This is a genomic window from Streptomyces sp. NPDC048106 (genome assembly GCF_040706415.1).
Classification (GTDB): domain Bacteria; phylum Actinomycetota; class Actinomycetes; order Streptomycetales; family Streptomycetaceae; genus Streptomyces.
The window spans coordinates 1-24,347 of the sequence record NZ_JBEZND010000060.1 but is presented as its reverse complement, the minus strand read 5'-3'; the positions used below and the strand labels follow the sequence as shown (position 1 = coordinate 24,347).

Sequence of the window (24,347 nt, the reverse complement as noted above, 5' to 3'; positions counted from 1 at the left end):
CCTCAGAGCCGGTACGGCCTCCTGCGGCGGCGCAGACACCAGCCCGTGGTGACGAGCCCCGCGCCCACCAGCGCCGCGCCGGCGCCCAGCGTCAGCGGGCCGTAGTCACGGACGGTACCGCCGAGGCCGCCGTTCACCCCCCGGTTGGGCGCCGGTCCGGTGGTCGTCGTGGTCGTCGTCCCGGGCCTGGAGGTCGCCGCGAGCGTCGGCGCGGAACCGGCGGACACGATCACCGACTGGCTGCCCGCGGTGCTGCCGCTGGAGCAGACCACCACCACGGTGTACGTCCCCGGACTCACCTTCGACCAGGCCGCGGACTGGCTGATGGTGGTGCCCGCCAGCGCCACCTGCCGGCCCTGTGCGAAGTTCGCCTGGCTGCTGGTGAGCAGGGCCGCGGTGCCCCAGCTGCCGTTGATCTGGGTGCACGCGCTGGTGACCACCGAGACACTGGATCCCGTGGTGCTGACGGAGATGCCGGAGACCGCGGCCGAGGGCGCCGCGAGCACGGCCGGGAGGATGGCGGCGGCCGCCAGGATCGGAACGAAGCGGAGCGGACATATGAAGTTGCGCATCGGGGGGCCTCCGGCGGCACGGCCGGCGGTACGTCCCATGCGCCGCCCTGGGTCGGGGAACATCCGTGCTGCCTGCTCAGCAGCCAACGCGGCCCCGAGGGCGTCCGCACCCGGACGGCACCCGGCCGGGTGACGGAAACGCACGCCCGGCGCAGGGCGGGTGCCGCCGGGATGCGCCGGGCGGTGACCTGTGGTCGGGGGCGCGCGCGTCAGCGTCCCGTGACCACCGTGCGCTCCGCCGACCAGCCGCCCCAGGTGCCGTCCGGCAGCCGGGCCCGCAGCCGTACCCGGTGCTCCTCCCCGGCGGTGCGGCCCAGGTAGAAGCTGTAGCGCGCCCGGCCGCGCGGCGGGTCGCCGCCCCACTCCAGCGAGGTCGCCGTGCTGCCGTCGAGCCGGATCGCGTACTCGGTGATCACTCCGCCGGCCTCCGGCGGATCCCACGCCAGGTCCAGGTAGTAGGCGCCGTCGGCACGGTGGGTGGCGGCGGTGAAGCCGGTCGGCGAGGTGGCCCGGCCGTCGTCGGTGCCCGGGGTGGTGAGGCGCAGCGCCGCACTGGCGGGGGAGAGGTTGCCGGCCGCGTCGCGAGCCCGCACCGTGAAGACGTACCGGGTGCCGGGACGCAGCCCGGTGACCACGGTCGCGGTCTGCGCTCCGCCGACGCTGTGGATCCGCGTCCCGCCCTGCGCGATGTCGTACGACACCACGCCCCGGTCGTCCCGGGAGGCGCCCCAGGCCAGTTGGACGGCACGGCTGCCGACGGGGTGTCCGGTGAGGGTGCCGGGGCGGGCCGGTGCCGAGCGGTCGGCCGCCACCCGGGCGGGGGTGCGGGCCCGCACCGCCCGGCTCGGCGGCCCGAGGCGGCCCGCGCTGTCCCGGGCCCGTACGGTGAACGCGTACGCGGTGGACGGCCTGAGCCCGATGACGTCCACCATGCGCTCGGCGCCGGGCACTTCGACCGCCTTCGTGCCGCCCCGGTACACCTCGTAGGAGCGGATGCCGGTGCCGTCAGGCACCGCGTTCCACATCACGTGCACGGTGGTGGCGCTGCCGGCCTGGGCGGTGACCCCGGTCGGGGCGCCCGGCATCCGGCCCTCGTCGCCGTCGTCGGCCCGGCTCGAACCGCAGGAGGTCAGGAGCAGCAGGACTCCGGCGGCCAGCACGAGCGGAAGGGGAACGCGTCGCACGGTGCTGCCTCCACGGTCGGTTCGGCGTCCACGGTCGGTTCGGCAATGGTCCGGACCAATATGGCTCGGTCGGCGTGTCCACGGCAAGGGGCCGTTGCGGAGCACGCCGGGAAGTTACGTATGCTGAACGTCCCTACGGCTGAACTCCCATGGAAATCAGGGAAGTTCATGCCTGTGGCGCGGAAACGCTGTCGTCGCCGAACCCGCGCCGGTGCGGGCGGCCGGGGGGCCCGGACCGCGACCGGTCCGGGTCTCCGGCCCCTGTTGCCCCTCGGTCTAATGTCGTTTTATGCGTCATGTACGCCAAATGATTTGATTGTTAACTCACGGGTTGTCAGAAACGTGCTCCATCCAGTCGCTTCGGGGTGGCCCCGGCGGGCGGGGGTCCGGGCCGCGGCCCACAGTGGCCTGGACATGTGTCCCCGAGGAGAGGGTTCCTCATCGTGCGTGTGCGCGTCCCGACGCTGACGCTGGCCGCGGCCGGCGTCGCCCTGATCGCCCCCGCCACGCTGCCCGGCGCCGCCGTGGCCCTTCCGCCCGAGGCGGGGGCCGCGGCCCCCGGCGAGGGCGTCGCCGTCACCCCGAGCCCTGTCGCTCCGGCACTGTTCGGCCGCAGAGACGTTCCTGCCGCCATGAGTGCCGAGAGAGGCGTCGTCGCCCCGAGCCGGGGCAAGCCCGTCGCCGTCCCGAGCCGCGCGCACCCCAGGACCGCCCCGGCCCGCGCCGAGGGCGCCGTGAGCGCCGCCGAGCTGCTGGCCAAGGTCGGCGCCTGCGCCGAGATCTCCGCCGGCCGGTACCGCACCGACGAGGCCAGCCCCGCGACGGTGCCCGTCTGCGGCGCCCGGGGCGCCGTCTTCTGGAAGGCCGACCTCGACATCGACTGCGACGGCCGGCCCTCCGTCCACTGCAACAGCGGCACCGACCCGCTGTACTCGCCCAGCACCGCCTACGAGCAGTCCGACGGGCAGCCGCTGAACGCGGAGACCCTGCCCTACATCGTCGTACCGGCCGCGAGTTCCCGCTGGGACCCCGGGGCGCACGGCGTGCGGGGCGGTTCCGTCGCCGCCGTCGTCTACCAGGACCGGGTGCAGTACGCGGTCGTCGGCGACACCGGCCCGAGCGACCTCATCGGCGAGGCCTCCTACGCCACCGCGCAGGGCCTCGGCATCCGCTCCGGCCCCGGCGACGGCGGGGTCCCCTCAGGTGTCACCTACATCGTCTTCAGGGACTCCGAGGTGGACCCCATCGAGGACCACGAGGCGGCGGTGACGATGGGGGAGCGGCTGGCCCGCCAGTTCGTGACCGACAACTGACCAGCCGCGTCGCTACCCTGACGTACCGTCACACCTTGCGGTAGTCGTACGCCTCCGTCGCCGCGGCCTCCACCGCGGCCAGGTCACCGCCCGCGGCGGCCGTCACCACCGCGGCCACCGCACCTTCGACGAACGGGGCGTCCACCAGCCGGGTGTCCTCCGGCAGTTCGTCGCCCTCGGCGAGCAGCGCCTTCACCGTCAGCACGGCGCTGCCGAGGTCGGTGAGGACCGCGACCCCCGCGCCCCGGTCGACCGAGGCCGCCGCGGCGGAGATCAGCTCGGCGCTGGTGCCGAGCCCGCCGCCCTCCGTACCGCCCGCCGGGGCCACCCGCACCGAGGTGGCCCCGCCCGCGAGCCCCTTGGCCAGCGCGGCGACCGACGCGGCGACCTCCGCGCTGTGCGACACCAGCACGATCCCGACCAGCTTCTCCTCGCTCACGTCAGCCCTCCGCCGTCTCGGCGAGCGCGGCGATCAGCAGTGCCGACGACGTCGCGCCCGGATCCTGGTGGCCGATGCTGCGCTCGCCCAGATAACTCGCCCGGCCCTTGCGGGCCAGCATCGGGACGGTCGCCTCCGCACCCTGTTCGGCGGCGGCACGGGCGGCGGTGAATCCCTCTCCGAGCGCTTCCACGGCCGGCAGCAGGGCGTCGACCATGGTCTTGTCGCCGGCGGCCGCCCCGCCGAGCTTCATCACCCCCTGCACCCCCGCCCGCAGCGCCTCGGCCAGCTGCTCCGCGCTGACCTCCGGGCTCTCTCCGAGCGCCTTGCCGGTCCGGCGCAGCAACGTGCCGTACAGCGGCCCCGAGGCGCCGCCGACCGTCGAGATGAGCTGACGCCCGGCGAGAGCCAGGACGGCGCCCGGCGTGTCCGGCGCCTCCTTCTCCAGCGTCGTCCGCACGGCCGTGAACCCGCGCTGCAGATTGCTGCCGTGATCGGCGTCCCCGATGGCCGAGTCGAGGGCGGTGAGTCGGACCGCCTCGCGGTCGACGGACGCGGCGGTCGCCGTCATCCAACGGCGGAAGAAGTCGGCGTCGAGCACTGGACCTCCAAGCATAGTAAGAGCGTTGAGACCTGTACCGCCGTATCACATCCCCCAGCGCAGCGCCGGGGTGCGCACCGGCGCGTCCCACAGTCGCAGCATTTCCTCGTCGACCTGGCACAGCGTCACCGAGGCGCCGGCCATGTCCAGGGAGGTGACGTAGTTGCCGACCAGGGTGCGGACCACGGCGACGCCGCGTTCGGCCAGCACCCGCTGCACCTCGGCGTTGAAGCCGTACAGTTCGAGCAGCGGGGTGGCGCCCATGCCGTTGACCAGCACGAGCACCGGGTTGTGCGGGGGCATGTCCTCCAGGACCGCGTTCACCGCGAAGTCCGCTATCTCGCCGGAGGTCATCATCGGCCGCCGCTCCCGGCCCGGCTCGCCGTGGATGCCGATGCCCAACTCCAGCTCGCCGACCGGCAGATCGAAGGTGGGGCTGCCCTTCGCCGGGGTCGTCACGGCGCTGAGCGCCACGCCGAAGCTGCGGGAGTTCTCGTTCACCCGGCGGGCCATCGCCTCCACCTGCTCCAGCGGCCGCCCCTCGGCCGCCGCGGCGCCCGCGATCTTCTCCACGAACAGCGTCGCCCCGGTGCCGCGCCGGCCGGCGGTGTAGAGGCTGTCGGTGACCGCCACGTCGTCGTTCACCAGCACCTTGGCGACCTGGATGCCCTCGTCCTCGGCCAGCTCCGCCGCCATGTCGAAGTTGAGCACGTCGCCGGTGTAGTTCTTCACGACGAACAGCACCCCGGCGCCGCTGTCCACGGCGGCCGCCGCGCGCACCATCTGGTCCGGCACCGGGGAGGTGAACACCTCACCCGGACAGGCGGCGGACAGCATGCCGGGACCGACGAACCCGCCGTGCAGCGGCTCGTGCCCCGACCCGCCGCCGGAGACCAGGGCGACCTGCCCGTGCACCGGGGCGTCCCGGCGCACGATCACCCGGTTCTCCACGTCCACCGTCAGGTCCGGATGCGCGGCGGCCATCCCGCGCAGCGCGTCCGCCACGACGGTCTCCGGCACGTTGATCAACATCTTCATGCCCGTCTCCCAGAAAGCTCGGCAGGTGGTCCCTGACCGGCGTTCTGCCCGCTCGGGCCGGGTGGGACCAGGTAAGTGGTCGGAGCCTTGCACCTCAGTATCGGTCTTGTGGCCGCGAAGGTCATGTGCGCTGCGGCATTCTGCCCGGCCGCGCACCGGCCGAACCCGCCCCGGCGGCGGGCGTCGTGGCCCGGACGGTCGCGCTCACCGTCCGTCACCCCTTTCCGGCCGGGGCAGCTCGACCACGACGAACGGCTGCCGGCGCGCGGCCGCCGGGTCCGGGTCCGAGGCGGTGCCGTGGGGCGGCGCGTTGCCCTCGGAGCGGGCGGTGACCTCGATGTCCGCCAGGAGCGTGACGGTCTCCCCGCCGGCCTGGAGCCGCTCCAGGTGGACCGCGAGCGCCGAGCGGAACGCCTCCGCCACCCCGTCCGCGCGCTCCTGCCCCCGCCGCAGCGCCTCACCGAAGTGGGGGAGTCCGCCGCGCATCCCGCTGGCGTGGCAGACCACCATGACGCGGGGCGGCGGGAAACGGGATGGGGAAGGGTCCGCGACGGCGGTGGGGACGCGGCGGTGGAGCGGGGTGCCAGAGCGGGTGCCTCGGTCGGGCCGCTCCCGCGCGTCGGTGCCGAGCAGGTTCATCAGCGCCTCGTGGTCCTCGGCGGCGAGGACACCTGACCGGCGTCGTCCTCCTGGGTGCGCGCGAAGTCGTCGCGAATCGGGCGGTGTTCCCCTTGATCCTTGGTGATGTGGGGAGCAGTGATCCCCTGCTGAGCAGATGACATGCTCGGCAACTCCCTGGGCAGCGACCGTACCTGTGGCCGTCGCGCGCCAACTCGGAAATCTCGCTTTTGTGCTTCTTCCCCACCGCGTGTCCGGAAAGTGAATCTGGTTGCGGTGCGTCGACGTGCGGTGCGGGCCTGTGTGTATCGCTGTCCGTGACACAACCTCGCGAACAGTGCGGCCCTGCTTCGCCCGGTCCGCCCAGGGAACTCGGGACCGCGGATGCCGCCGAACGCGGAGGAGGTGCCGTCGCCGTGGACGACTGGGAGATGTGGGACAAGCGCGAGGAGACACGGCTGTCACCGCGCGAGCGGCTGGCCCTGCTGGAGATCGAGGCGCACCTGCGCCAGGACCGGGGGTTCGCCCGCCGGATGGAGGGCGGGGCACACCGGGAACAGGGGGACCGGGCCCACCGGGGGGTCTGGTTGCCGGTGGGGGTGCTGCTGCTGGCCGTCGCGTCCGCGTTCTGCGCGGTCATGGGCATCCGCACCTCGGACCCCGGGCTGCTGTGGTGCTTCGCGGTGCTGTGGCCGTTCACCCTCTTCCAGTCCTTCCGCCTGCTGTGCCGAGCGGCCCGCCGCCGGGGTCACCCCGGCGAACGGCTCACCTCCTGGCTCTGACCCGACGCCGACGCCGGGCCCTGGCTTCCGGCCTTGCCTCGGCCCCCGGCCTCGGCTCCCGGCCTCGGCTCCCGGCCTCGGCTCCCGGCCTCGGCTCCCGGCCTCGGCTCCCGGCCTCGGCTCCCGGCCTCGGCCCCGGGCCCACCCCGGCTCCGGCCCCGGGCCCAGCTCCGGCCCCCGACCCGGGCGGCCCTCGCCCCCGGCCTCGCCCCAGCTCCGGCCCCGGGCCCTCGGTTGCAGCCTTCGACCGGCCCCGGTCTCCGGCCCCGATCCCCGGCCCTCGGGCCCGACACTGGCCTCGGCCTCTGGGCCCGCCCTCGGCCCCGGCCTGAGTCGGCGGCGCCGCCTTCGTCCCCCGGCCCGTAGCGGAGGGAAGCGACCGAGGCCCCAACCCCCGGGCCCTCGGCTCCCGGCTCCGGCCACCGGGCTCCGGCCCTCGGTCCCGGCTCTGGCCTCGGCCGCGGCCCTCGGGCCTGGTCCTCGGCCTTTGGCTCCGGCCTGAGCCGGCGGCGCCGTCCTTGGCCCCGGCCCCGTTTCGCCCCCGTCGGTTCCGGCGCCGGGCGATCCATCCCCCTTCGGGCTTCGCCGTTCCGCCCCGGCCCTCGGCCCATCCCGTCCCGAGCCCGTCCACGCCCCGGCGCTGGGTCCGCCCCCTCTCCCGCGCCCGCCACGGGCGGCCCAGGCCCCGCTGCGTGCCCGCCCGGACGGTGTGTCAGAGCCTGGCGAGTCGGTTCACCAGCAGTTCCACCCTCCGCTCCGCGTCCTCCGGTGGTAGCCGTCCCGCCCGGGTCAGGGTGGCTAGGCCGTGCAGGGACGCCCAGAACGTCTCGGTGAACAGTCCCGGGTGGACGCCGTCCCCGGCAACTTCACCGAGGCTCTCCAACAGGGCGGCAAAGGCGTCCTTGAGAGGTTCCGGGGTGTCCTCCTGGGCGTACGCGAGACCGCCGTCGAGCTGGAAGATGGCGTCGTAGACCGCCGGGTTGCGCTCGGCGAAGTCGAGGTAGGCGCGGGCGAGGGCGTACACCCGGGCACGCGGGCCGTTCGCGGCGGTGGTCGCGGCCCGCACCGTCGCGGCCATCTCGGTGGCGCCCTGGAGGGCGACGGCGCCGATGATCTCGCGCTTGCCGCGGAAGTGGCTGTAGAGGACGGGCTGGCTGTACTCGATGCGCTCGGCGAGCCGGCGGGTGGTAACCGCGTCCCAGCCCTGCTCCTCGGCGAGTTCGCGGGCCGTCGCCACGATGAGGCGCTCGCGGCCCGCCCGTTCGCGCTCCTTGCGTTCCTGTACCGACATAGGTCGATTCTAGCACTGCTAGACAATCGAGCGGCAGCAGTGCTAGCGTTGTCTCATTATCTAGCGGCGCTAGATCCCAAGGGGAGTCACATGCTCAACGCACTTGAGGTCTTCACCACCGTGGTCTTCGGCGTGATGGTGGGCGTGGAGTTCTCCGTCGCCTTCGTCATCAACCGGATCCTCGACGCGCTCCCCGGTGACAGCGGCCAACTCGGCCGCGCCCACGGGGGCCGGATGCTCGGCGCCGTGATGCCGGTCTGGTACATCGCCTCGCTCGTCCTCGTCGTGGTCTGGGCCGTCGCCGGCCGGCACCGGCACGGCACCGGTCTCGCCGTCGCCGCCGGCGTGCTGCTGCTCGTCAGCGTGATCATGTCGGTCCTGCTGCTCGTCCCGATCAACAACCGGGGCAAGACGTGGACCCCCGAGAACCGCCCCGAGGACTGGAAGGAGCAGACGAACCGCTGGGACCGCCTCCACCACGTCCGCGTCGCCGTGCTCATCGCCGCCTTCGCCCTGCTGGTCGCCGCCCTCGCCTGAGCCCGCGGCGCGTTCAGCTGCCCTTTCCGCGCCCGGACAGGGCGTCCCGCAGCCGGTCGACCAGCCCGGCGCCGGGGGCCAGCAGCTTGTTGGCCGGGGGAGTGTCCGGTGCCGAGGGGTGCGGGCGGGTCGGAGCAGTCTTCTTCGCCCGCCGCACCTTGTCCCCGAGGTCCATCAGGGCCTCGGCCGAACAGGCGGCCTCCAGCTTCGGGAAGAGATTCCCCTCCTCGTCCGTCAGATGGGACCGGATCTCGCTCACCAGCCGCGCCATGAGGGTGTCGAACCGGGGATCGTCCGCCGGGAGCCCCTCCAGGTCCTTCATGATCTGCTCGGCCTGGGCGTGATCCTCCAGTTCCTTGTCCGCGAGGGCCTCCCCGCCGTCGACGTGCTTGCGCACCGCCGGGTAGAGGTAGGCCTCCTCCGCGACCGAGTGACGCACCAGCTCGATCGTGACCTCGTCGGCCAGTTCCCTGCGCTCCGGCGAACCGGGCGGCAGTGCCTCGATGCGACCGAAGAGCTGCTCCACCTCGCGGTGGTCGGTGGTCAGTTCCTGCACGACGTTCCCGCCATGACCCATGTCCGTCACCTCCTGATCAACGCGACGGCCGTCCGGCCGTTCGCCGCCGCACCGAGTGCCCTGGGTGACGGCCGCTACACGACTCCCGCCCGCTCCCGCCCCCCGCAGGCCCGCCGCGCAGGGCCTCCCGCCTGCGCTTTCGGTGATCGGAGTCGCGCGGGGCCCGACCCCGCCCGACAATTGACTCCAACGTGTGAAGCCAACTGGCAGGGGAACTCCGCTGCCAGTGCCGTCCAGACAGCGGCGGCCGCATCAGGGCGGTCCTCCCGATCAGCGGGGGCCCGAGACCCTGACCTCCCCCCGCGCGACGGGCCGGTGACGCCGGACCCGGCGGCAAGGCGTGCCTCGCATGCCACGCGGGAGCGTTCCCGGGACGCCGACGACATCGGCGTATCGATGCCGGCGCATCGACATCGACGTATCGACATCGGCGCCCGTGGACGCAGGACGGACAAAGGAAAGCCCCATGACCGGTGACACACCCTTTATCTGGCGGCGCGCGCTCGTGACCGGCGGCGCCGGCTTCCTCGGTTCCCATCTGTGCGAGCGGCTGCTGGATTCGGGCGTCGAAGTCGACTGCGCCGACAACCTGGCCTGCGGACGCCGGGAGAACGTGGCCCACCTGGAGGAGCGGCCCGGCTTCCGGTACGTGTACTGCGACATCTCCGAGCCCGAGTGCGCCGAGCGGCTGCCGGGCCCGTACGACCTGGTGCTGCACTTCGCCTGCCCGGCCTCGCCCGCCGACTATCTGCGCATGCCCCTGGAGACCCTGGACGTGGGCAGCCTCGGCACCCGCAACGCCCTGGGCCTCGCCGAACGCGACGGGGCACGCTTCCTGCTGGCCTCCACCTCCGAGGTGTACGGCGATCCGCAGGTGCACCCGCAGCACGAGGGGTACTGGGGCAACGTCAACCCGGTCGGGCCGCGCAGCGTCTACGACGAGTCCAAGCGGTTCGCCGAGGCCCTGGTCACCGCGCACGCCGGCGCCCGGGAGGCCAACGCCGGGATCGTGCGGCTGTTCAACACCTACGGGCCCCGGATGCGCGCCCACGACGGCCGCGCCGTGCCCACCTTCATCTGCCAGGCGCTGTCCGGGGAGCCGGTCACCGTGACCGGCGACGGCAGCCAGACCCGCTCGCTGTGCTACGTGGACGACACCGTCGACGGCGTGCTGCGGGTGGCCACGAGCAGGTCCGTGCGGCCGGTGAACATCGGCGGCAGCGACGAGATCACCGTCGCCGACCTGGCCCGCCGCATCGTCGCCCTCACCGGCTCCCGCTCGCCCATCGCCTTCGTCGACCGGCCCGTGGACGACCCCGGCCGCCGCCGGCCCGACACCACGCTCGCCCGCGAACTGCTCGGCTGGGCACCGCAGATCCCCTGGGAGGAGGGCCTGAAGCAGACCATCGCCTACTTCGCGGCCCGGACCCCGCAGCCGGTGCCGAGCGCCCAGCAGCCGGCCCCCCAGACCTGAGCGTCCCCCAGCCGCCCTGGAGACAGCGCATGCACGTCCTCGGAATCAACGCCCTCTTTCACGACCCCGCGGCCGCCCTCCTCACCGACGGCAGGGTCGTGGCGGCCGCCGAGGAGGAGCGGTTCTCGCGCCGCAAGCACGGCAAGCGGCCCGTCCCCTTCTCCGCCTGGGAACTGCCCGAACGGTCGGCCCGCTGGTGCCTCGACCGGGCCGGACTCACCCCGGCCGACCTGGACGCCGTCGCCTACTCCTACGATCCGTCGCTGGCCCGCCCCGCCGAACAACTGGGCCTGCACGACCCCTTCGACCACCTGCGCCAGGAATACGCCCGCAGGGCACCGGAGTTCCTCGCCGAAGCCCTGCCGGGCCTGGACCCGGCCAAGGTCAGGTTCGTCCCGCACCACATCGCGCACGCCGCCTCCGCCGGGCCCGTCTCGCCGTACCCGGACTGCGCCGTCCTCGTCCTGGACGGCCGCGGCGAATGCGGCTCCCACCTGGCCGGCCGCTACACCAACCGCGAGCTGACCGTCCTCACCACCCAGCAACTCCCCGACTCCCTGGGCCTGTTCTACGAGGACCTCACCCAGCACCTCGGATTCCTGCGCAGCAGCGACGAGTTCAAGGTGATGGCCCTCGCCTCCTACGGCAGCCCGCGCTTCGCCGGCCGGCTGCGGGAGTACGTCCACGCCGACGACCGGGGCGGTTTCCGGGCCCGCCCGGTGCCCTGGCCCGAACTGGTCCCGCCGCGCCCGGCCGGCGGCGCCTGGAGCCAGGACCACGCCGACCTCGCGGCCAGCGCCCAACTCTGCCTGGAAGAAGCCATGCTGGGCCTCGCGCGGTGGCTGCGCGAACGCACCGGTGAGGACGCGCTCACCATGGCCGGCGGTGTCGCCCTCAACTGCGTGGCCAACACGAGGCTCTGGCGCGAGAGCGGATTCCGGCACGTGTGGGTGCAGCCCGCCGCCGGGGACGCCGGCACGGCGCTCGGCGCCGCCGCGCACGTCGCCGGCCAGAAGGACACCGTGGAGCCGATGCCGGGCGCCGCCCTCGGTCGCGACTGGAGCGACGCCGAACTGCGCGCGTGGCTGGAGCGGGCCGCCGTACCGTACGAGGAGCCCGTCGACATCGCCGAGACGGCCGCCGAGGCGCTCGCCGCCGACCAGATCGTGGCCTGGTTCCAGGGCCGCAGCGAGTACGGGCCCCGCGCGCTCGGCCACCGCTCGCTGCTCGCCCACCCCGGAAGGGCGCAGAACCTGGAGCGGCTCAACGCGGTCAAGGGCCGCGAGGAGTTCCGGCCCGTCGCCCCCATGGTGCTCGCCGAACGCGCCGCCGAGATCTTCGACGGACCGCTGCCCAGCCCGCACATGCTGTTCGTGCACGACGTGGCCGCCGACTGGAAGCCCCGGATCCCGGCCGTCGTGCACATCGACGGCACCGCCCGCATCCAGACCGTCGACCGCGGCCAGGAGCCCCTGGTGGCCCGCGTGATCGACGGCTTCGAACGGCGCACCGGACTGCCGGTCGTGGTCAACACCAGCCTGAACACGGCGGGCCGGCCCATGGTCGACGACCCACGCGACGCCCTGGAGTGCTTCGGCTCCGCGCCCGTGGACCTGCTGGTGCTCGGCCCGTTCGCGATCCGCCGGGGAAGGGCCTTCGCATGACCGCCGCGCCCGCCTACACCGTCGTCGTCCCGACGATCGGCCGCCGCTGCCTCGCCGAGTGCCTGCGGGCCCTCGCCGAGGCCGGGGGACCCGCCCCGCACGAGGTGATCGTCGTGGACGACCGCCCCGGCACCGAGGGCGAACTGCCGCTCACCGCCGCGGGGCCGCTGCTCGACCGGATACGGATCCTGCGCACCGGCGGCAAGGGACCGGCCGCCGCCCGCAACGCCGGCTGGCGCACCGTCGAGACCCCCTGGACCGTCTTCCTCGACGACGACGTCCAGGTGCTGACCGACTGGTCCCGGCTGCTCGCCGACGACCTGCGCCAGGCGGGCGAGGGCACCGGCGGCATCCAGGGACAGCTACGGGTCCCGCTGCCCCCGGACCGCCGGCCCACCGACTGGGAACGCACCACCAAGGGCCTGGAGAACGCCGCCTGGGCCACCGCCGACATGGCCTACCGCACCGCCGCGCTCGCCCGGGTCGGCGGCTTCGACGAACGCTTCCCGCGCGCCTTCCGCGAGGACGCCGACCTCGCCCTGCGCATCCGCCGGGCCGGCTGGTTCCTCGTGCGCGGCCGCCGCGTCACCCGGCACCCGGTCCGCCCGGCCCACTGGTGGGCCTCGCTGCCCGCGCAGCGCGGCAACGCCGACGACGCGCTGATGAACCGGCTGCACGGCCGCGACTGGTGGGCCCGCGCCCAGGCACCCCGCGGCCGGCTGCCCCGCCATCTCCTGGTCACCGGCGCCGCGTTCGCGGGGGCCGGCTGCGCGCTGGCCGGCCGTCACCGTGCAGCCGCCGTCTGCGCCGGCCTGTGGACGCTCGGCACCGCCGAGTTCGCGCTCGCCCGCATCCTGCCCGGACCCCGCACCGCCCGCGAGATCGCCGTGATGCTCGGCACCAGCGTGCTCATCCCGCCGCTCGCGGTCCGGCACTGGCTGCACGGCGTCGTCCGCCACCGGCACGTCCGGCCCCTGGGAGGTGCCGGATGACCACCGTCTCCGCCGTGCTGTTCGACCGCGACGGCACCCTCGTGGCCGACGTGCCCTACAACGGCGACCCCGACCGGGTCCGCCCGCTGCCCGGCGCGGCCGAGGCCGTCGCCCTCGTACGGCGCGCCGGGCTGCCGACGGCCGTGGTCAGCAACCAGTCCGGCATCGGCCGCGGGCTGCTCACCGTCGAGGACGTCGACCGGGTCGACAAGCGCGCCGACGAACTGCTCGGCGGGCTCGACGCCTGGCTGTACTGCCCGCACGCCCCGGACGCCGGCTGCCCCTGCCGCAAGCCCCGGCCCGGACTGATCCTCACCGCCGCCGCACGCCTCGGCGTCCGGCCCGACGCGTGCCTGGTCGTCGGCGACATCGCCGCCGACGTGCTGGCCGCCCGGGCGGCGGGCGCGCACGGCGTCCTCGTCCCCAACGACGCGACCGCGCCGGCCGAGGTACGGCGCTTCGCCCGGCACAGCGCCCCCGACGTGCTGATCGCCGTACGCACCGCCCTCGACCCCTGCCCGGGGAGGTGGCCGCGGTGACCGGCAACGTGGCGCTCGTGGTCCGGCTCGACAGCTTCGGGGACGTCCTGCTCGCGGGACCCGCCGTGCGCGCCGTCGCGGCCCACCACGCCTCCGTGACCATGCTGTGCGGCCCGCGCGGCGCCGACGCCGCCCGCATGCTGCCCGGCGTCGAGGACGTCCTCGTCTGGGAGGCGCCCTGGGAGGGCTTCGCGCCGCCCCCCGTGGACCCGGCGGACATCGGCGACCTGGTCGACCGGCTGCGGAGCCGTGCGTACGACACCGCCCTGATCCTCACCTCCTTCCACCAGAGCCCGCTGCCCGCCGCGCTGCTGCTGCGCCTCGCCGGGATCGGCACCATCGGCGCCGACAGCGTCGACCACCCCGGCCGGCTGCTCGACGTCCGCCACCGCCGGCTGCCCGGCCGTCACGAGGCCGAGGCCGCCCTCGACACGGCCGCCGCGATGGGCTTCCCGCTCCCGCCCGGCGACGACGGACGGCTGCGCGTCCTGCCGCCCCCGGACACCAGCGGCCTGACCGGCAACGGCCCGTACGTCGTCCTGCACCCCGGCGCCAGCGCGCCCGCCCGGGCCTGGAGCCCGCGCCGCTGCGCCGAGGCGGTGACGCTGCTCGCCGACGCCGGTCACCGCGTCGTCGTCACCGGCGGCCCGCACGAGAAGGCGCTCACCGGGCACGTGAGCGGCACGGCGGCCGTGGACCTCGGCGGCCGCACCAGCCCCCGCACCCTCGCCGGGGTGCTGCGGACGGCCGACGTGGTCGTCAGCGCGAACACCGGCCCCGCCCACCTCGCCGCGGCCGTCGGCACCCCCGTCGTCTCCCTGTTCGCACCCGTGGTCCCCGCCGAACGCTGGGCCCCCCACGGCGTCCCCATGATCCTGCTCGGCGACCAGTCCGCCCCCTGCGCGGGCACCAGGGCCCTGGCCTGCCCGGTGCCCGGCCACCCCTGCCTGGAAGAGGTCACCGGGCAGGACGTGGTGCGCGCGGTGCACAAGCTCATCCAGGAGGGGCACGCATGAACATCCTTGTCTGGCACGTGCACGGATCGTGGCTCACCACCTTCGTGCAGGGCCCCCACACCTACCTGGTCCCGGTGACCGAGGACCGCGGACCGGACGGCCTCGGCCGCGCCGTCACCTGGGACTGGCCGGCCTCCGTGCGGGACCGGACCCCTGACCAACTCCACGAGGACGACATCGACTTGATGGTCCTGCAACGCCCGCACGAACTCGACCTCGCCCGGCGCTGGACCGGCCGCCGGCCCGGCCTCGACGTGCCCGCCGTGTACGTCGAGCACAACAGCCCCGACGCCTCCCCGGAGCGCCAACTCCACCCCCTGGCCGAACAGTCGGCGATCCCCGTTGTCCATGTCACCCACTTCAACCGCCTGATGTGGGACAACGGCCGGGCCCCCACCGAGGTCGTCGAGCACGGCATCGTGGACCCCGGACGGCAGTGGACCGGCACCGAGCGGCGCGCCGCCGTCGTCGTCAACGACCCCGTGCGCAGGGGCCGTACGACCGGCACCGACCTGCTGCCCCGCTTCGCCCGCTGCGCGCCGCTGGACGTCTTCGGGATGCGCACCGGGGCACTCGCCGGCCACCTCGCACTGCCGCCCGACCGCATCCGCACCCGCGACCTGCCCCAGCGCGAACTCCACCGCGAGATGGCCCGGTGCCGTCTCTACCTGCATCCCGTGCGCTGGACCTCGCTCGGGCTGTCCCTGCTGGAGGCCATGTTCCTCGGCATGCCGGTGGTGGCGCTGGACACCACCGAGGTCCGCGAAGCCGTACCCGAGGGCGCCGGGGTGGTCTCCAACCGCCTCGACGTCCTGGAGGACGCCGTACGGGCCTTCCTCGCCGACCCCGGACACGCGCGCCTGACCGGCGACGCGGCCCGGGCCGCGGCCCGCGCCCGATACGGAGAACGGCGTTTCCTGGACGACTGGGAGCGCCTGATCAAGGAGGTCACCCGATGAGCCGTACACCGCACACGGCCGGGCGCGTCGCCATGGTCTCCGAGCACGCCAGCCCGCTGGCCGCGCTCGGCGGACCGGACGCGGGCGGCCAGAACGTCTACGTGGCCCAGCTCGCCCGGCAACTCGCCAGAAGGGGCTACCGGGTCACGGTGTACACCCGGCGGGACTCGGCCGGCCTGCCGGACCGGATGACCCTCATCGACGGCGTGCAGGTGGTGCACGTGCCCGCCGGGCCGCCCGCGCCCGTGCCCAAGGACGAACTCCTGCCGCACATGGTCGAGTTCGGCGAGTTCCTGGCCCGGCAGTGGGCGTCGAGCCCGCCCGACGTGGTGCACTCCCACTTCTGGATGTCGGGCCTGGCCGCCCTGTACGGCGCCCGCGGCCTCGGCGTCCCGGTCGTGCAGACCTACCACGCCCTCGGCACCGTCAAGCGGCGCTACCAGGGTGCCGCCGACACCAGCCCGCCGCAGCGCCTCGACGTCGAGGAGGCCATCGGCCACGAGTGCGCCCGGATCATCGCCACGTGCAGCGACGAGGTGGCCGAGCTCAAGGCCATGGGGCTGCCCGAGGACCGGTTCGGCGTGGTGCCCTGCGGGGTCGACCCCGACCAGTTCACCCCCCTGGCGGGTGCCCGTGCGGCCACGGCCCGCAGGCGGCTGCTCGCCGTCGGCCGGCTCGTGCCCCGCAAGGGCTTCGACCGCGCCATCCGCGCCCTGGCCGGCGTCCCCCACGCCGAACTCCTCATCGCGGGCGGCCCCGAGGCCGACCTGCTCGGCGGCGACCCCGAGGCGCAGCGCCTGCGCGCGCTGGCCGGGGAGTACGGCGTGGCCGACCGCGTCACCCTGCTCGGCGGGGTGAGCCGGACCCGGATGCCCCGGCTGATGGCCGGCGCCGACCTCGTGCTGTCCCTGCCCCGCTACGAGCCCTTCGGCATCGTCCCGCTGGAGGCCATGGCCTGCGCCACCCCGGTGCTGGCCACCGCGGTCGGCGGCCAGCTCGACACCGTCGTGGACGGCGCCACCGGCGTCCTGGTCCCGGCCGACGACGACCACGACCTCGGCGCCGTCGTGCGCACCCTCCTCGACGATCCCGGACGCCTCGCCCGCTACGGCGCGGCCGGCCGCCGCCGGGTGCTGACCCACTACACCTGGGACCGCGTCGCCGACGGCGTGGCCGGGGTCTACGGCGCCGTGGCCCCGCTCCCCTCGCTCTCCGGAGTGGTCCGATGAAGCCCGTCACCGGCACCGCGCACTGCGACGACCTGCTGAAGGCCCTGGAGACCTTCCGCGGATGCGGCCCGCTCATCGGACGCTGGGGCGCCGAACTGGCCCGCCGCTTGGGCAGCGGCTCCCGGCTGCTGGTCGCGGGCAACGGCGGCAGCGCGGCCCAGGCCCAGCACCTGACCGCCGAACTGGTCGGCCGCTACCGCGACGACCGGCCGCCGTTCTCCGCGGTCGCGCTGCACGCCGACACCTCCTCCACCACCGCCATCGCCAACGACTACGGCGTCCAGGAGGTGTTCGCCCGCCAGACCGCGGCCCACGGCCGCCCCGGCGACGTGCTCATGCTGCTGTCCACCAGCGGCGCCAGCGCCAACCTGCTGTCCGCCGCCGACCGCGCCCACCGCCTCGGCCTGACCGTGTGGGCGCTGACCGGCCGGGCGCCCAACCCGCTCCAGCGCGGCGCCGACGAGGCCCTGTGCGTGGACGCGCCGGGGGCCGCCACGGTGCAGGAACTCCACCTGGTCGCCGTGCACATGCTGTGCGAGGCGTTCGACCGGGCGGTGGAGCGCGGGGAGGCGGACGGCCGGACGGATGTCCCTGCCGACGGCGAACAAGGCACCGTGGGACGCCTGTTGGACGGCGCGCCGGTGGCCCTGCGGAGGGAACGGACATGACACACACCGATGCGACCGCCCCGCGCACGCCGCTGGTCGTCGTGGGCGACGCCCTCCTCGACCACGACCTGTGCGGCCACGCCGAGCGGCTGGCCCCCGACGCGCCCGTGCCCGTCGTCCACGACACCCGGCGCAGCTCCCGCCCCGGCGGCGCGGCGCTCGCCGCCTGCCTGGCCGCGTCCGACGGCCGCCCGGTCACCCTCGTCACCGCCCTCGGCACCGACCCCTCCAGCGAAGCCCTACGCGAACTCCTGGCAAGCCGCGTGGAGTTGGTGGAGGTGCCGCTGGCGGGCAGCCTGAGCAGCAAGACCCGTGTCATGGCCGGGGACCGCCCCCTGCTGCGCCTGGACGACGGCGAGGGACGCGCCCGCGCGGCCACCCGACAGGCGGCCTCCGCGATCACCGCGGCCCGGGGCGTCCTGGTCGCCGACTACGGCCGGGGCACCGCCGACGTCCTGCGGGACGCGCTGTGCCGCACGACCGCGCCCGTGGTCTGGGACCCCCATGTGCGCGGCCGGCCCCCCGTGCGGGGTGCCCGCCTGGTCACGCCCTCCGCGCACGAGGCCCGCGTCCTCGCACGGCAACTTGCCGACGACGAGGGCGAGCCGGACGGCGGCACCGGGCTGCGCACGGCCGCCCGGGACGCGCGCGCCCTGGTACACGGCTGGCAGGTCCAGGCGGTCGCCGTCACCCTCGGCGAACGCGGCGCGCTGCTCTCCCACGGCGAGACCCCGCTGCTCGTCCCGACCCCGGCCGCCGCGGCCGGCGACCCCTGCGGTGCGGGCGACCGCTTCGCCGCGGCCGCCGCCGGACTGCTCGCCGACGGCGCCTTCACCGAAGCCGCCGTCCAGGCCGCCGTGCACGCCGCCACCCGGTACGTCGCCGAGGGCGGCGCCCGCGCGGTGGCGACACCGCGGGACGGGGAACGCCCCGAGGAGCCCGCGCCGGCCCCGCTCGACGGCGACACCACCGCGGACGCCGTGCGCACCGCCGCCCGGGTCCGGGCCGCGGGTCGTACCGTGGTCGCCGCGGGCGGCTGCTTCGACCTGCTGCACGCCGGCCACGTCGCCCTCCTCCAGGCCGCCCGGCGGGCCGGCGACTGCCTGATCGTCTGCGTCAACTCCGACGACTCGGTCCGCCGCCGCAAGGGCGACGGCCGTCCCCTGGTCCCCGTCGCCGACCGGGTCCGGGTGCTGCGCGCCCTGGAATGCGTGGACGCGGTCGCCGTCTTCGACGAGGACACCCCCGAACGCCTCCTCGCCGATCTCCGCCCCCACATCTGGACCAAGGGCGGCGACTACGCCCGCACCCCGCTGCCCGAACAGTCCCTGGTGGAGAGCTGGGGCGGCCAGGTCCTGCTGCTGCCGTACCTGGACGGCCGGTCCACGACGGGGCTGGCGCGCAGGGCGGCCCTGTCCCCGACGGGCCCGGGAAGACGGGGCGGTGACACGGGCGGCTGAGGCCCAGGGCCGCGCACGCCGACGCCCCGGACCCGGCCCGCCCCCGCCCACCGGCCGGCACCGGATCCCGTACCGCTGGAGGACCCCCGTGATCCGCACCCCCCACCCCCCGACCGTCCTGGTGCTGCGCGCGCTGGGCCTCGGCGATCTGCTGGCCGGCGTGCCCGCGTTGCGCGGCATCCGCCGGGGGTTTCCCGGGCACCGGATCGCGCTCGCGCAGCCCGCCGGGCTCACCGGACTCGCCCTGGAGACGGGCGCGTTGGACGCCGTCTTCCCGGCCGAGGCGCCGGGCCGCGCGGTGCCCGCGCTCACCCACTGGAGCGGACCGCCACCCGACGTGGCGATCGACCTGCACGGCAACGGCCCCGAGAGCCGCGACGCCCTCGCCGCCCTGCGCCCGCGCCGTCTGCTCGCCCACGCCTGCCCGGACGGCCCCCTCTGGCGGGCCCAGCAGCACGAACGGGACCGCTGGTGCGGGTTCCTGCACGACTACGGCATCCCAGCCGACCCCCTCGACCATCGCCTGCCCCCGCCCGCCACACCTTCACCGGCACCCGGCGCGGTCCTCGTGCACCCCGGTGCCGCCTCGGGCGCCCGCCGCTGGCCGGCCGAGCGGTTCGCCGCCGTCGTGCGGTGCCTGCGGGCCGCCGGACACCGCGTGGTCCTCACCGGCGGCCCGGAGGAGGGGGCCCTCGTCCGATCGGTCGCCGAGCGAAGCGGCGCGCACGCGCGGGACGTACTGGCCGGCGGCCTGCCCCTGGCCGAACTGTCCGCGCTGGTGGCCGGGGCGTCCCTGGTGCTCTGCGGCGACACCGGCCTCGCCCATCTGGCGTACGCCCACGGCACCCGCTCCGTCACCCTGTTCGGCCCCGTCTCCCCCCGCCTGTGGGGCCCGCCGCCGAGCCCCCGCCACCTGGCCCTGTGGAAGCCCGGCCCACCCGGCGACCCGCACGCCCGCACCCCGGACGCCCACCTGCTGCGCATCGGCTCCGGCGAGGTCGCCGCCGCCTGTCTGACGCTGCTGCGGCAGCACCGCGACCGCCCGGCCGGCGGACCCCTGCGGCCGGAGGTGGCCCATGCCAACTGAGCCCGCCCCCAGCCGGGTCCGGCAGCCCACCCCGGGCGGCGACCACCGGATCACCGTCGCCATCATCACCCGCGACCGCACCGCCAGCCTGCTGCGCACCCTCGACGCCCTGGCCGCGCTGCCCGAACGGCCGCCGGTCATCGTCGTGGACAACTCCCGCGAGGATCACACCCGTCGGGCCGTGCGCGGCCACCCGGCGCTCACCCGGTTGCTGCGCCCCGCCGCCAACACCGGTGCCGTGGGCCGCAATCTGGCCGTCCGGCAGGCCCGTACCCCCTACGTGGCCTTCTGCGACGACGACTCCTGGTGGGACCCCGGCAGCCTCGCCCGCGCCGCCGACCTCCTCGACCGCCACCCCCGGCTCGGCCTGCTCGCCGCCCGCACCCTGGTCGGCGACGAGGCCGCCGAGGATCCCCTCAACGCGGTCCTCGCCGCCTCCCCCCTGCCACCCGAGCCCGACCTCCCCGGCCGCCCGGTGCTCGGCTTCCTCGGCTGCGCCTGCGTGGTGCGCCGGGAGGCGTTCCTCGCCGCGGGCGGCTTCCACCCGCTGCTCTTCTTCGGCGGCGAGGAGACCCTGCTCGCCTACGACCTCGCCGCGAAGGGCTGGGGCGTGGCCTACGAACCCGCCCTGCGCGCCCGCCACCACCCCGAGGACCACGGCCGCACCGGGCGCCCCTTCCTCGTCCGGCGCAACCACGTCCTCACCGCCTGCCTGCGCCGGCCCTGGCCCGTCGCCCTGCGCGCCGCCGGGGCCCTCGCGCTCGCCGCCGCCGCGGGCCACCCCGGCGCCCGCCGGGCCCTGCGGGAGACCGCGGCCCGGCTGCCCGCCACGCTGGCCCGCCGCCACCGGCTGCCGCCCCGGGTCGAGCACGCGGCCCGCCTGCTGGACCGCCAGGCGGCCGGGGCACCGGCGGTGCCGGCCGGACCCGGGGACGGCGCCTCATGAGCCGCGCCCCGGCCGACGACCGGACCACCGTCGTCGTGATCACCCACAACCGCCGCGGCGAACTGCTGTGCACCCTCGCCGAGTTGGCACGCCTCCCCGAGCGGCCCCAGGTGATCGTCACCGACAACGGCTCGACCGACGGCACCGCCGAGGCCGTAGCCCGGGACTTCCCGGGGGCGACCCTGCTGCGCCCGGGCCGCAACCTCGGGGCCGTCGGCCGCAACCTGGCCGTCCGGCACGTCCGCACCCCCTACGTGGCCTTCTGCGACGACGACTCCTGGTGGGAGCCCGGCAGCCTCGCCCGCGCCGCCGACCTGCTGGACGACCGGCCCCGGCTCGCGGCCGTCACCGCGCGGATCGTCGTGGAGCCGGACGGCACGGAGGACCCGGTCGTACGCGAACTGCGCGACTCGCCCCTGCCCGGCCCCGGCTGGCTCCCCGGACCGGCCCTCGGCTCCTTCCTCGCCGCCGCCACGGTGATGCGCACCGCCGCCTTCCGCGCGGGCGGCGGCTTCCACCCCGGCCTGTGGCTCGGCGGGGAGGAGGAACTGCTCGCCTGCGACCTGCTGCGACAGGGCTGGTGGTTCGCCTACGCCGAGGAACTCACCATCCACCACCAGGCCTCCCCGCTGCGCGACAGCACGGCCCGGCGCGTCCTCGGCCTGCGCAACACCCTGTGGTTCACCTGGCTGCGCCGCCCGCTCCTGCCCGCGCTGCGCCGCACCGGCCACCTGATGCGCACGGTCCCCCGGGACACCGCCTCCGCGCGCGCCTTCGCCCGTGCCACCGCCGGCCTGCCCTGGGTCCTGCGCCAACGCGACCCCGTGCCCCCCGACCTGGAACACCGCCTGTCCACGCTGGAACGGGCCCGCCGCGATTCCCCGGCCCGCCGCTACATCGGCTGACGGACCCTGGCACGTCGGCCGCCGCGCACCGGCGGTTCGCCCGCCGTCCGGCCCATGCCCCCGCCCCGACACGCCCGAGGCACAGTCGTTGCGCGGAGGACCGGCGCGCGGGCAGAGTGAGGGCCCCGGTCAGGACGCGGCCGGCTGATCCTTTCTCCCAGGAAGCCCGAACTCCATGGAACACGGCCGGCCCTCCCCTGCCCGCGTCCGCCCCGGCGGCACCGCCCCCCTGCTCCTGCGGACAGCGCGTGAGCCCCGTGCCGACGGCTGCTTCCTCAGCGTCCTGTCGGCCCGCGGCACGGTCGACGCGTCCAACGCGGCGTCCTTCTCCGACGCCCTCGCCGCCCACGTCACGCATGCCGAGCGCGCCGGAGAACACCCCGTCCTGGATCTCACCGAGGTGTACCTCGACGGCGCCGCCGCGCTCCACGCCCTGGACCGGGTGGCCGGGCCACTGGCCCGTACCGGCCGCGCGCTGGCCGTCGTACAGCCGCGGCCGCACGTCCGGGAGACGCTGCACACGACCGTGCCGCGCGGGCTGTGCGTGCACGCGAGCCTGGCCGCCGCCCTGCACCCCGTGGAGCCCACCGGCCCCCAGCACCCCGGTACGGCCGGGCGGGCCGACTCCGCCGCACCCGCGGACCCCGCACCCCACTCCTCCCGCGCCGCGTCCGGTTGAGAGAGCGGCGACCGCCGTGCAAGGTGGTGGTCCAAGGTCAGGTTCATGGCCAGGAAGCGGCCGCACCGGCCCCCGTCCGAACTGCCCCGGTGATGCCATGAAAGCCTCCTCGCCGCGGCCGGGCACCCCGGCCCCCCTGGTGATCGAGTCCTCCGTCGTGGAGGGGCTGCCCGCCGAGGGCGCGCTGCTGCTGCGCATGTCCGGCACCCTGGACGCGCACGGCGCCCAGGCATGGTCCGAGGAACTGCGCGGCCATCTGGAACAGGCGGACCGCGCCGGGCTGCGGCCCGTCCTCGACATGGCCCACGTGCAGCTCGGCGGCGCCGCCGTGCTGCGCACCCTCAGCGAGACCACCCGGATCCGCACCGGCCGCCCCGACCTGATCATCGTCCGGGCCCGGCCGGGCGTCCGCGAGGCCGTGCACCTGGCCCGCCTGGAGGGCGTCCAGCTGTACGCCACCCTGGACGAGGCCATGCGCGAACTGGCCCGCGCCGCCTCCCAGGTGGAGGAACTGCCCGCCTGGCGCTCACAGATGGCCGATCCGCTCCGGCCGTCGTACCAGGACCTGCACCAGGAGGTCCGCGCCCTGCGCGCCCGGGTCCGCACCGCCCCGGTGATCGGCATGGCCCAGGGCATGCTCATGGCCCGCTACGCCCTGCCCGAGAGCGGCGGCGCCTTCCGCGTGCTGCGGGAGACCTCCCAGCGGTTCAACGTGCCGTTGCGCGTCCTCGCCTCCGCCCTCGTCGTGGCCCGCCCGCCCGACGGCGCGACCTGGTTCCCCGGCCGCCGCCCGCTGCCCGTGCCCCCGCTGCGCGTCCTCGCCCGCCACGACCGCGACCCCCGCTACCGGGGGCAGATGATCGACGCCGTACTCCGCGAGGCGCTGGCCATCGGCCGCGCCCCGGCCGGCCACGTGCTCTTCGTCGACGCCGCCGTCAACGCGCTCGCCCTGGAGACCCGGTACGGCGGCGCGGACGCCTACCTCGACCACCTCGTGCGCGGCCGCAACGAGGGGACGGCCGAGGCGGTCGCCCGCACCCGTGGACGACGCGTGAGCATGCCCGACGTGGCCACCGACGCGTTGCTGTCCGAGGACAGCCGGCGCGCCCTGCTCGCGGCCGGCGCCCAGGCCCTGCAATGCGTCCCGGTGCTGTCCTCGGCCGGCTGCTGCGCCGGTCTGATCACGGTGCACTGGCCCGACGCCGGGCACCGGCCGACCTCCGCCCAGGCGGAGGCCCTCGGCCTGCTCGCCGGCGACACCGCGGCGTGGCTGGGCTGGTACCACCGCACGGTCCTCCTCGACGCCCTCGAACACCTCCACCACCGGCTGACCCGGCCGTGAGCGGGAGGCGTCACGCGCGCCGCCCTGGGAACCCGGACCGCGCACGGAGCACGCACCACCCGGAGGAAGTCCGGCGCATGTCCGATCCGCAGCAGCCCGAACAGCGGCGCAGTGACAAGGGAGGCGCCACCCCGCAGGACAGCGGGCAGCTCAAGGCCCGCCAGGGGCCCGGCGACGGCGGCGCCTGTCCGAAGGGCGGAGGAGAGGGCGGCGGTGTGCCTCCGGCGCAGCGGCCCGACCACCCCTGACCGACCCGGAAAACGTCCCCTCGGCCCCGGCGGCGACGCGTCCGCCGGGGCCTTTCCGCGCCGTTTTCGCCCGCGCTCTCGCGCACGCGGGCAGACGCGGGCCCGGGGGGGGCCCCCCGGGCTCGGCGGCGGGCCCCGGGGCCCGGCTGCGCCCCCGGGACGGGGGGGCCCGCCCCCCCCCCCCCCC

Annotated in this window: 27 protein-coding genes; 18 read left to right on the top strand and 9 right to left on the bottom strand. The window is 75.6% G+C overall.

The features are described from left to right. Nucleotides 1–2: 2 nt before the first annotated feature. Nucleotides 3–572: a hypothetical protein gene (locus AB0927_RS37825; protein ID WP_366672378.1), complete on the bottom strand. Its 570-nt coding sequence runs from the start codon at nucleotides 570–572 to the stop codon at nucleotides 3–5. A gap of 209 nt (nucleotides 573–781) precedes the next feature. Next, complete coding sequence (locus AB0927_RS37820) at nucleotides 782–1,756, bottom strand: fibronectin type III domain-containing protein (protein WP_366672377.1); 975 nt, start codon at nucleotides 1,754–1,756, stop codon at nucleotides 782–784. A 449-nt stretch (nucleotides 1,757–2,205) separates the two neighbouring features. On the opposite strand from AB0927_RS37820, the gene AB0927_RS37815 reads away from it, so the two are divergent. Next, on the top strand, nucleotides 2,206–3,069 hold the full coding sequence (locus tag AB0927_RS37815) for a glycoside hydrolase family 75 protein (protein ID WP_366672395.1): 864 nt from the start codon (nucleotides 2,206–2,208) through the stop codon (nucleotides 3,067–3,069). A gap of 28 nt (nucleotides 3,070–3,097) precedes the next feature. Here the strand turns inward: AB0927_RS37815 and AB0927_RS37810 are convergent, their stop codons facing one another. The 5 genes from AB0927_RS37810 to AB0927_RS37790 all read right to left on the bottom strand — a co-directional run bounded on the left by AB0927_RS37810 (nucleotide 3,098) and on the right by AB0927_RS37790 (nucleotide 5,929). Continuing rightward, complete coding sequence (locus AB0927_RS37810) at nucleotides 3,098–3,508, bottom strand: PTS fructose transporter subunit IIA (RefSeq protein WP_366672376.1); 411 nt, start codon at nucleotides 3,506–3,508, stop codon at nucleotides 3,098–3,100. A 1-nt stretch (nucleotide 3,509) separates the two neighbouring features. Beyond that, complete coding sequence (gene dhaL, locus AB0927_RS37805; protein WP_366672394.1) at nucleotides 3,510–4,109, bottom strand: dihydroxyacetone kinase subunit DhaL; 600 nt, start codon at nucleotides 4,107–4,109, stop codon at nucleotides 3,510–3,512. A 45-nt stretch (nucleotides 4,110–4,154) separates the two neighbouring features. Beyond that, nucleotides 4,155–5,147 (bottom strand): dihydroxyacetone kinase subunit DhaK, encoded by a 993-nt coding sequence (dhaK, locus tag AB0927_RS37800; protein ID WP_366672375.1) that lies wholly within the window; start codon nucleotides 5,145–5,147, stop codon nucleotides 4,155–4,157. 204 nt (nucleotides 5,148–5,351) lie between these two features. Then, nucleotides 5,352–5,786 carry a hypothetical protein gene (locus tag AB0927_RS37795; protein ID WP_366672374.1) on the bottom strand — a complete coding sequence of 145 codons (435 nt, stop codon included), beginning with the start codon at nucleotides 5,784–5,786 and terminating at the stop codon, nucleotides 5,352–5,354. After that, a complete protein-coding gene (locus AB0927_RS37790; RefSeq protein WP_366672373.1) occupies nucleotides 5,786–5,929 on the bottom strand; it encodes a hypothetical protein in 144 nt (47 codons plus the stop codon). The genes AB0927_RS37795 and AB0927_RS37790 overlap by 1 nt, the downstream gene beginning before the upstream one ends. Before the next feature lie 252 nt (nucleotides 5,930–6,181). Between AB0927_RS37790 and AB0927_RS37785 the strand changes: the two genes are divergently transcribed. After that, nucleotides 6,182–6,547 carry a DUF3040 domain-containing protein gene (locus AB0927_RS37785; protein WP_366672372.1) on the top strand — a complete coding sequence of 122 codons (366 nt, stop codon included), beginning with the start codon at nucleotides 6,182–6,184 and terminating at the stop codon, nucleotides 6,545–6,547. A gap of 712 nt (nucleotides 6,548–7,259) precedes the next feature. Here the strand turns inward: AB0927_RS37785 and AB0927_RS37780 are convergent. After that, the gene (locus AB0927_RS37780) at nucleotides 7,260–7,838 is read right to left on the bottom strand and encodes a TetR/AcrR family transcriptional regulator (RefSeq protein WP_366672371.1); all 579 of its coding nucleotides are present in this window, start codon (nucleotides 7,836–7,838) and stop codon (nucleotides 7,260–7,262) included. Nucleotides 7,839–7,928: 90 nt separating this feature from the next. Here AB0927_RS37780 and AB0927_RS37775 point away from each other — a divergent pair, with 90 nt between their 5' ends. After that, nucleotides 7,929–8,375 (top strand): DUF1772 domain-containing protein, encoded by a 447-nt coding sequence (locus AB0927_RS37775; RefSeq protein ID WP_366672370.1) that lies wholly within the window; start codon nucleotides 7,929–7,931, stop codon nucleotides 8,373–8,375. Between the two features lie 13 nt (nucleotides 8,376–8,388). Here AB0927_RS37775 and AB0927_RS37770 read toward each other — a convergent pair whose 3' ends face one another. Then, on the bottom strand, nucleotides 8,389–8,952 hold the full coding sequence (locus AB0927_RS37770) for a hemerythrin domain-containing protein (RefSeq protein WP_366672369.1): 564 nt from the start codon (nucleotides 8,950–8,952) through the stop codon (nucleotides 8,389–8,391). Between the two features lie 466 nt (nucleotides 8,953–9,418). On the opposite strand from AB0927_RS37770, the gene AB0927_RS37765 reads away from it, so the two are divergent. The 15 genes from AB0927_RS37765 to AB0927_RS37695 all read left to right on the top strand — a co-directional run bounded on the left by AB0927_RS37765 (nucleotide 9,419) and on the right by AB0927_RS37695 (nucleotide 24,160). Next, nucleotides 9,419–10,426 (top strand): NAD-dependent epimerase/dehydratase family protein, encoded by a 1,008-nt coding sequence (locus AB0927_RS37765; protein WP_366672368.1) that lies wholly within the window; start codon nucleotides 9,419–9,421, stop codon nucleotides 10,424–10,426. A 29-nt stretch (nucleotides 10,427–10,455) separates the two neighbouring features. Further along, entirely contained in the window at nucleotides 10,456–12,090 is a 1,635-nt protein-coding gene (locus AB0927_RS37760) for a carbamoyltransferase C-terminal domain-containing protein (protein ID WP_366672367.1), read from the top strand. Beyond that, nucleotides 12,087–13,082, top strand: a complete 996-nt coding sequence (locus tag AB0927_RS37755; RefSeq protein ID WP_366672366.1) for a glycosyltransferase — start codon at nucleotides 12,087–12,089, stop codon at nucleotides 13,080–13,082. The genes AB0927_RS37760 and AB0927_RS37755 overlap by 4 nt, the downstream gene beginning before the upstream one ends. Beyond that, nucleotides 13,079–13,621: an HAD-IIIA family hydrolase gene (locus tag AB0927_RS37750; RefSeq protein WP_366672365.1), complete on the top strand. Its 543-nt coding sequence runs from the start codon at nucleotides 13,079–13,081 to the stop codon at nucleotides 13,619–13,621. Before AB0927_RS37755 ends, AB0927_RS37750 begins: the two co-directional genes overlap by 4 nt. Further along, nucleotides 13,618–14,637, top strand: a complete 1,020-nt coding sequence (locus tag AB0927_RS37745; RefSeq protein WP_366672364.1) for a glycosyltransferase family 9 protein — start codon at nucleotides 13,618–13,620, stop codon at nucleotides 14,635–14,637. The genes AB0927_RS37750 and AB0927_RS37745 overlap by 4 nt, the downstream gene beginning before the upstream one ends. After that, nucleotides 14,634–15,596, top strand: a complete 963-nt coding sequence (locus AB0927_RS37740) for a glycosyltransferase (RefSeq protein ID WP_366672363.1) — start codon at nucleotides 14,634–14,636, stop codon at nucleotides 15,594–15,596. The genes AB0927_RS37745 and AB0927_RS37740 overlap by 4 nt, the downstream gene beginning before the upstream one ends. Further along, nucleotides 15,593–16,825, top strand: coding sequence for a glycosyltransferase (locus AB0927_RS37735; RefSeq protein WP_366672362.1), 1,233 nt, complete (start codon nucleotides 15,593–15,595; stop codon nucleotides 16,823–16,825). The genes AB0927_RS37740 and AB0927_RS37735 overlap by 4 nt, the downstream gene beginning before the upstream one ends. Next, nucleotides 16,822–17,493 carry an SIS domain-containing protein gene (locus tag AB0927_RS37730; protein ID WP_366672361.1) on the top strand — a complete coding sequence of 224 codons (672 nt, stop codon included), beginning with the start codon at nucleotides 16,822–16,824 and terminating at the stop codon, nucleotides 17,491–17,493. Before AB0927_RS37735 ends, AB0927_RS37730 begins: the two co-directional genes overlap by 4 nt. Continuing rightward, nucleotides 17,490–18,953: a D-glycero-beta-D-manno-heptose 1-phosphate adenylyltransferase gene (gene rfaE2 / locus AB0927_RS37725; RefSeq protein ID WP_366672360.1), complete on the top strand. Its 1,464-nt coding sequence runs from the start codon at nucleotides 17,490–17,492 to the stop codon at nucleotides 18,951–18,953. The genes AB0927_RS37730 and rfaE2 overlap by 4 nt, the downstream gene beginning before the upstream one ends. 88 nt (nucleotides 18,954–19,041) lie before the next feature. Beyond that, complete coding sequence (locus AB0927_RS37720) at nucleotides 19,042–20,040, top strand: glycosyltransferase family 9 protein (protein ID WP_366672359.1); 999 nt, start codon at nucleotides 19,042–19,044, stop codon at nucleotides 20,038–20,040. Then, nucleotides 20,030–20,986, top strand: a complete 957-nt coding sequence (locus AB0927_RS37715; RefSeq protein WP_366672358.1) for a glycosyltransferase — start codon at nucleotides 20,030–20,032, stop codon at nucleotides 20,984–20,986. Before AB0927_RS37720 ends, AB0927_RS37715 begins: the two co-directional genes overlap by 11 nt. Then, complete coding sequence (locus AB0927_RS37710) at nucleotides 20,983–21,891, top strand: glycosyltransferase (protein WP_366672357.1); 909 nt, start codon at nucleotides 20,983–20,985, stop codon at nucleotides 21,889–21,891. Before AB0927_RS37715 ends, AB0927_RS37710 begins: the two co-directional genes overlap by 4 nt. A 175-nt stretch (nucleotides 21,892–22,066) precedes the next feature. After that, nucleotides 22,067–22,570, top strand: a complete 504-nt coding sequence (locus AB0927_RS37705; protein ID WP_366672356.1) for an STAS domain-containing protein — start codon at nucleotides 22,067–22,069, stop codon at nucleotides 22,568–22,570. Nucleotides 22,571–22,667: 97 nt separating this feature from the next. After that, nucleotides 22,668–23,912 (top strand): ANTAR domain-containing protein, encoded by a 1,245-nt coding sequence (locus AB0927_RS37700; protein ID WP_366672355.1) that lies wholly within the window; start codon nucleotides 22,668–22,670, stop codon nucleotides 23,910–23,912. Between the two features lie 77 nt (nucleotides 23,913–23,989). Continuing rightward, nucleotides 23,990–24,160: a hypothetical protein gene (locus tag AB0927_RS37695; protein WP_366672354.1), complete on the top strand. Its 171-nt coding sequence runs from the start codon at nucleotides 23,990–23,992 to the stop codon at nucleotides 24,158–24,160. The last annotated feature ends 187 nt before the right edge of the window (nucleotides 24,161–24,347 follow it).

What these genes read in the sequence shown, in the direction of transcription:
- AB0927_RS37795 (WP_366672374.1), bottom strand. Translation starts at nt 5,786, where the DNA reads ATGAACCTGCTCGGCACCGACGCGCGGGAGCGGCCCGACCGAGGCACC.
- AB0927_RS37735 (WP_366672362.1), top strand. Translation starts at nt 15,593, where the DNA reads ATGAGCCGTACACCGCACACGGCCGGGCGCGTCGCCATGGTCTCCGAG.
- AB0927_RS37740 (WP_366672363.1), top strand. Translation starts at nt 14,634, where the DNA reads ATGAACATCCTTGTCTGGCACGTGCACGGATCGTGGCTCACCACCTTC.
- dhaK (WP_366672375.1), bottom strand. Translation starts at nt 5,147, where the DNA reads ATGAAGATGTTGATCAACGTGCCGGAGACCGTCGTGGCGGACGCGCTG.
- AB0927_RS37755 (WP_366672366.1), top strand. Translation starts at nt 12,087, where the DNA reads ATGACCGCCGCGCCCGCCTACACCGTCGTCGTCCCGACGATCGGCCGC.
- AB0927_RS37770 (WP_366672369.1), bottom strand. Translation starts at nt 8,952, where the DNA reads ATGGGTCATGGCGGGAACGTCGTGCAGGAACTGACCACCGACCACCGC.
- AB0927_RS37730 (WP_366672361.1), top strand. Translation starts at nt 16,822, where the DNA reads ATGAAGCCCGTCACCGGCACCGCGCACTGCGACGACCTGCTGAAGGCC.
- AB0927_RS37710 (WP_366672357.1), top strand. Translation starts at nt 20,983, where the DNA reads ATGAGCCGCGCCCCGGCCGACGACCGGACCACCGTCGTCGTGATCACC.
- AB0927_RS37760 (WP_366672367.1), top strand. Translation starts at nt 10,456, where the DNA reads ATGCACGTCCTCGGAATCAACGCCCTCTTTCACGACCCCGCGGCCGCC.
- AB0927_RS37695 (WP_366672354.1), top strand. Translation starts at nt 23,990, where the DNA reads ATGTCCGATCCGCAGCAGCCCGAACAGCGGCGCAGTGACAAGGGAGGC.
- AB0927_RS37700 (WP_366672355.1), top strand. Translation starts at nt 22,668, where the DNA reads ATGAAAGCCTCCTCGCCGCGGCCGGGCACCCCGGCCCCCCTGGTGATC.
- rfaE2 (WP_366672360.1), top strand. Translation starts at nt 17,490, where the DNA reads ATGACACACACCGATGCGACCGCCCCGCGCACGCCGCTGGTCGTCGTG.
- AB0927_RS37775 (WP_366672370.1), top strand. Translation starts at nt 7,929, where the DNA reads ATGCTCAACGCACTTGAGGTCTTCACCACCGTGGTCTTCGGCGTGATG.
- AB0927_RS37825 (WP_366672378.1), bottom strand. Translation starts at nt 572, where the DNA reads ATGCGCAACTTCATATGTCCGCTCCGCTTCGTTCCGATCCTGGCGGCC.
- AB0927_RS37780 (WP_366672371.1), bottom strand. Translation starts at nt 7,838, where the DNA reads ATGTCGGTACAGGAACGCAAGGAGCGCGAACGGGCGGGCCGCGAGCGC.
- AB0927_RS37705 (WP_366672356.1), top strand. Translation starts at nt 22,067, where the DNA reads ATGGAACACGGCCGGCCCTCCCCTGCCCGCGTCCGCCCCGGCGGCACC.
- AB0927_RS37790 (WP_366672373.1), bottom strand. Translation starts at nt 5,929, where the DNA reads ATGTCATCTGCTCAGCAGGGGATCACTGCTCCCCACATCACCAAGGAT.
- AB0927_RS37765 (WP_366672368.1), top strand. Translation starts at nt 9,419, where the DNA reads ATGACCGGTGACACACCCTTTATCTGGCGGCGCGCGCTCGTGACCGGC.
- AB0927_RS37715 (WP_366672358.1), top strand. Translation starts at nt 20,030, where the DNA reads ATGCCAACTGAGCCCGCCCCCAGCCGGGTCCGGCAGCCCACCCCGGGC.
- AB0927_RS37750 (WP_366672365.1), top strand. Translation starts at nt 13,079, where the DNA reads ATGACCACCGTCTCCGCCGTGCTGTTCGACCGCGACGGCACCCTCGTG.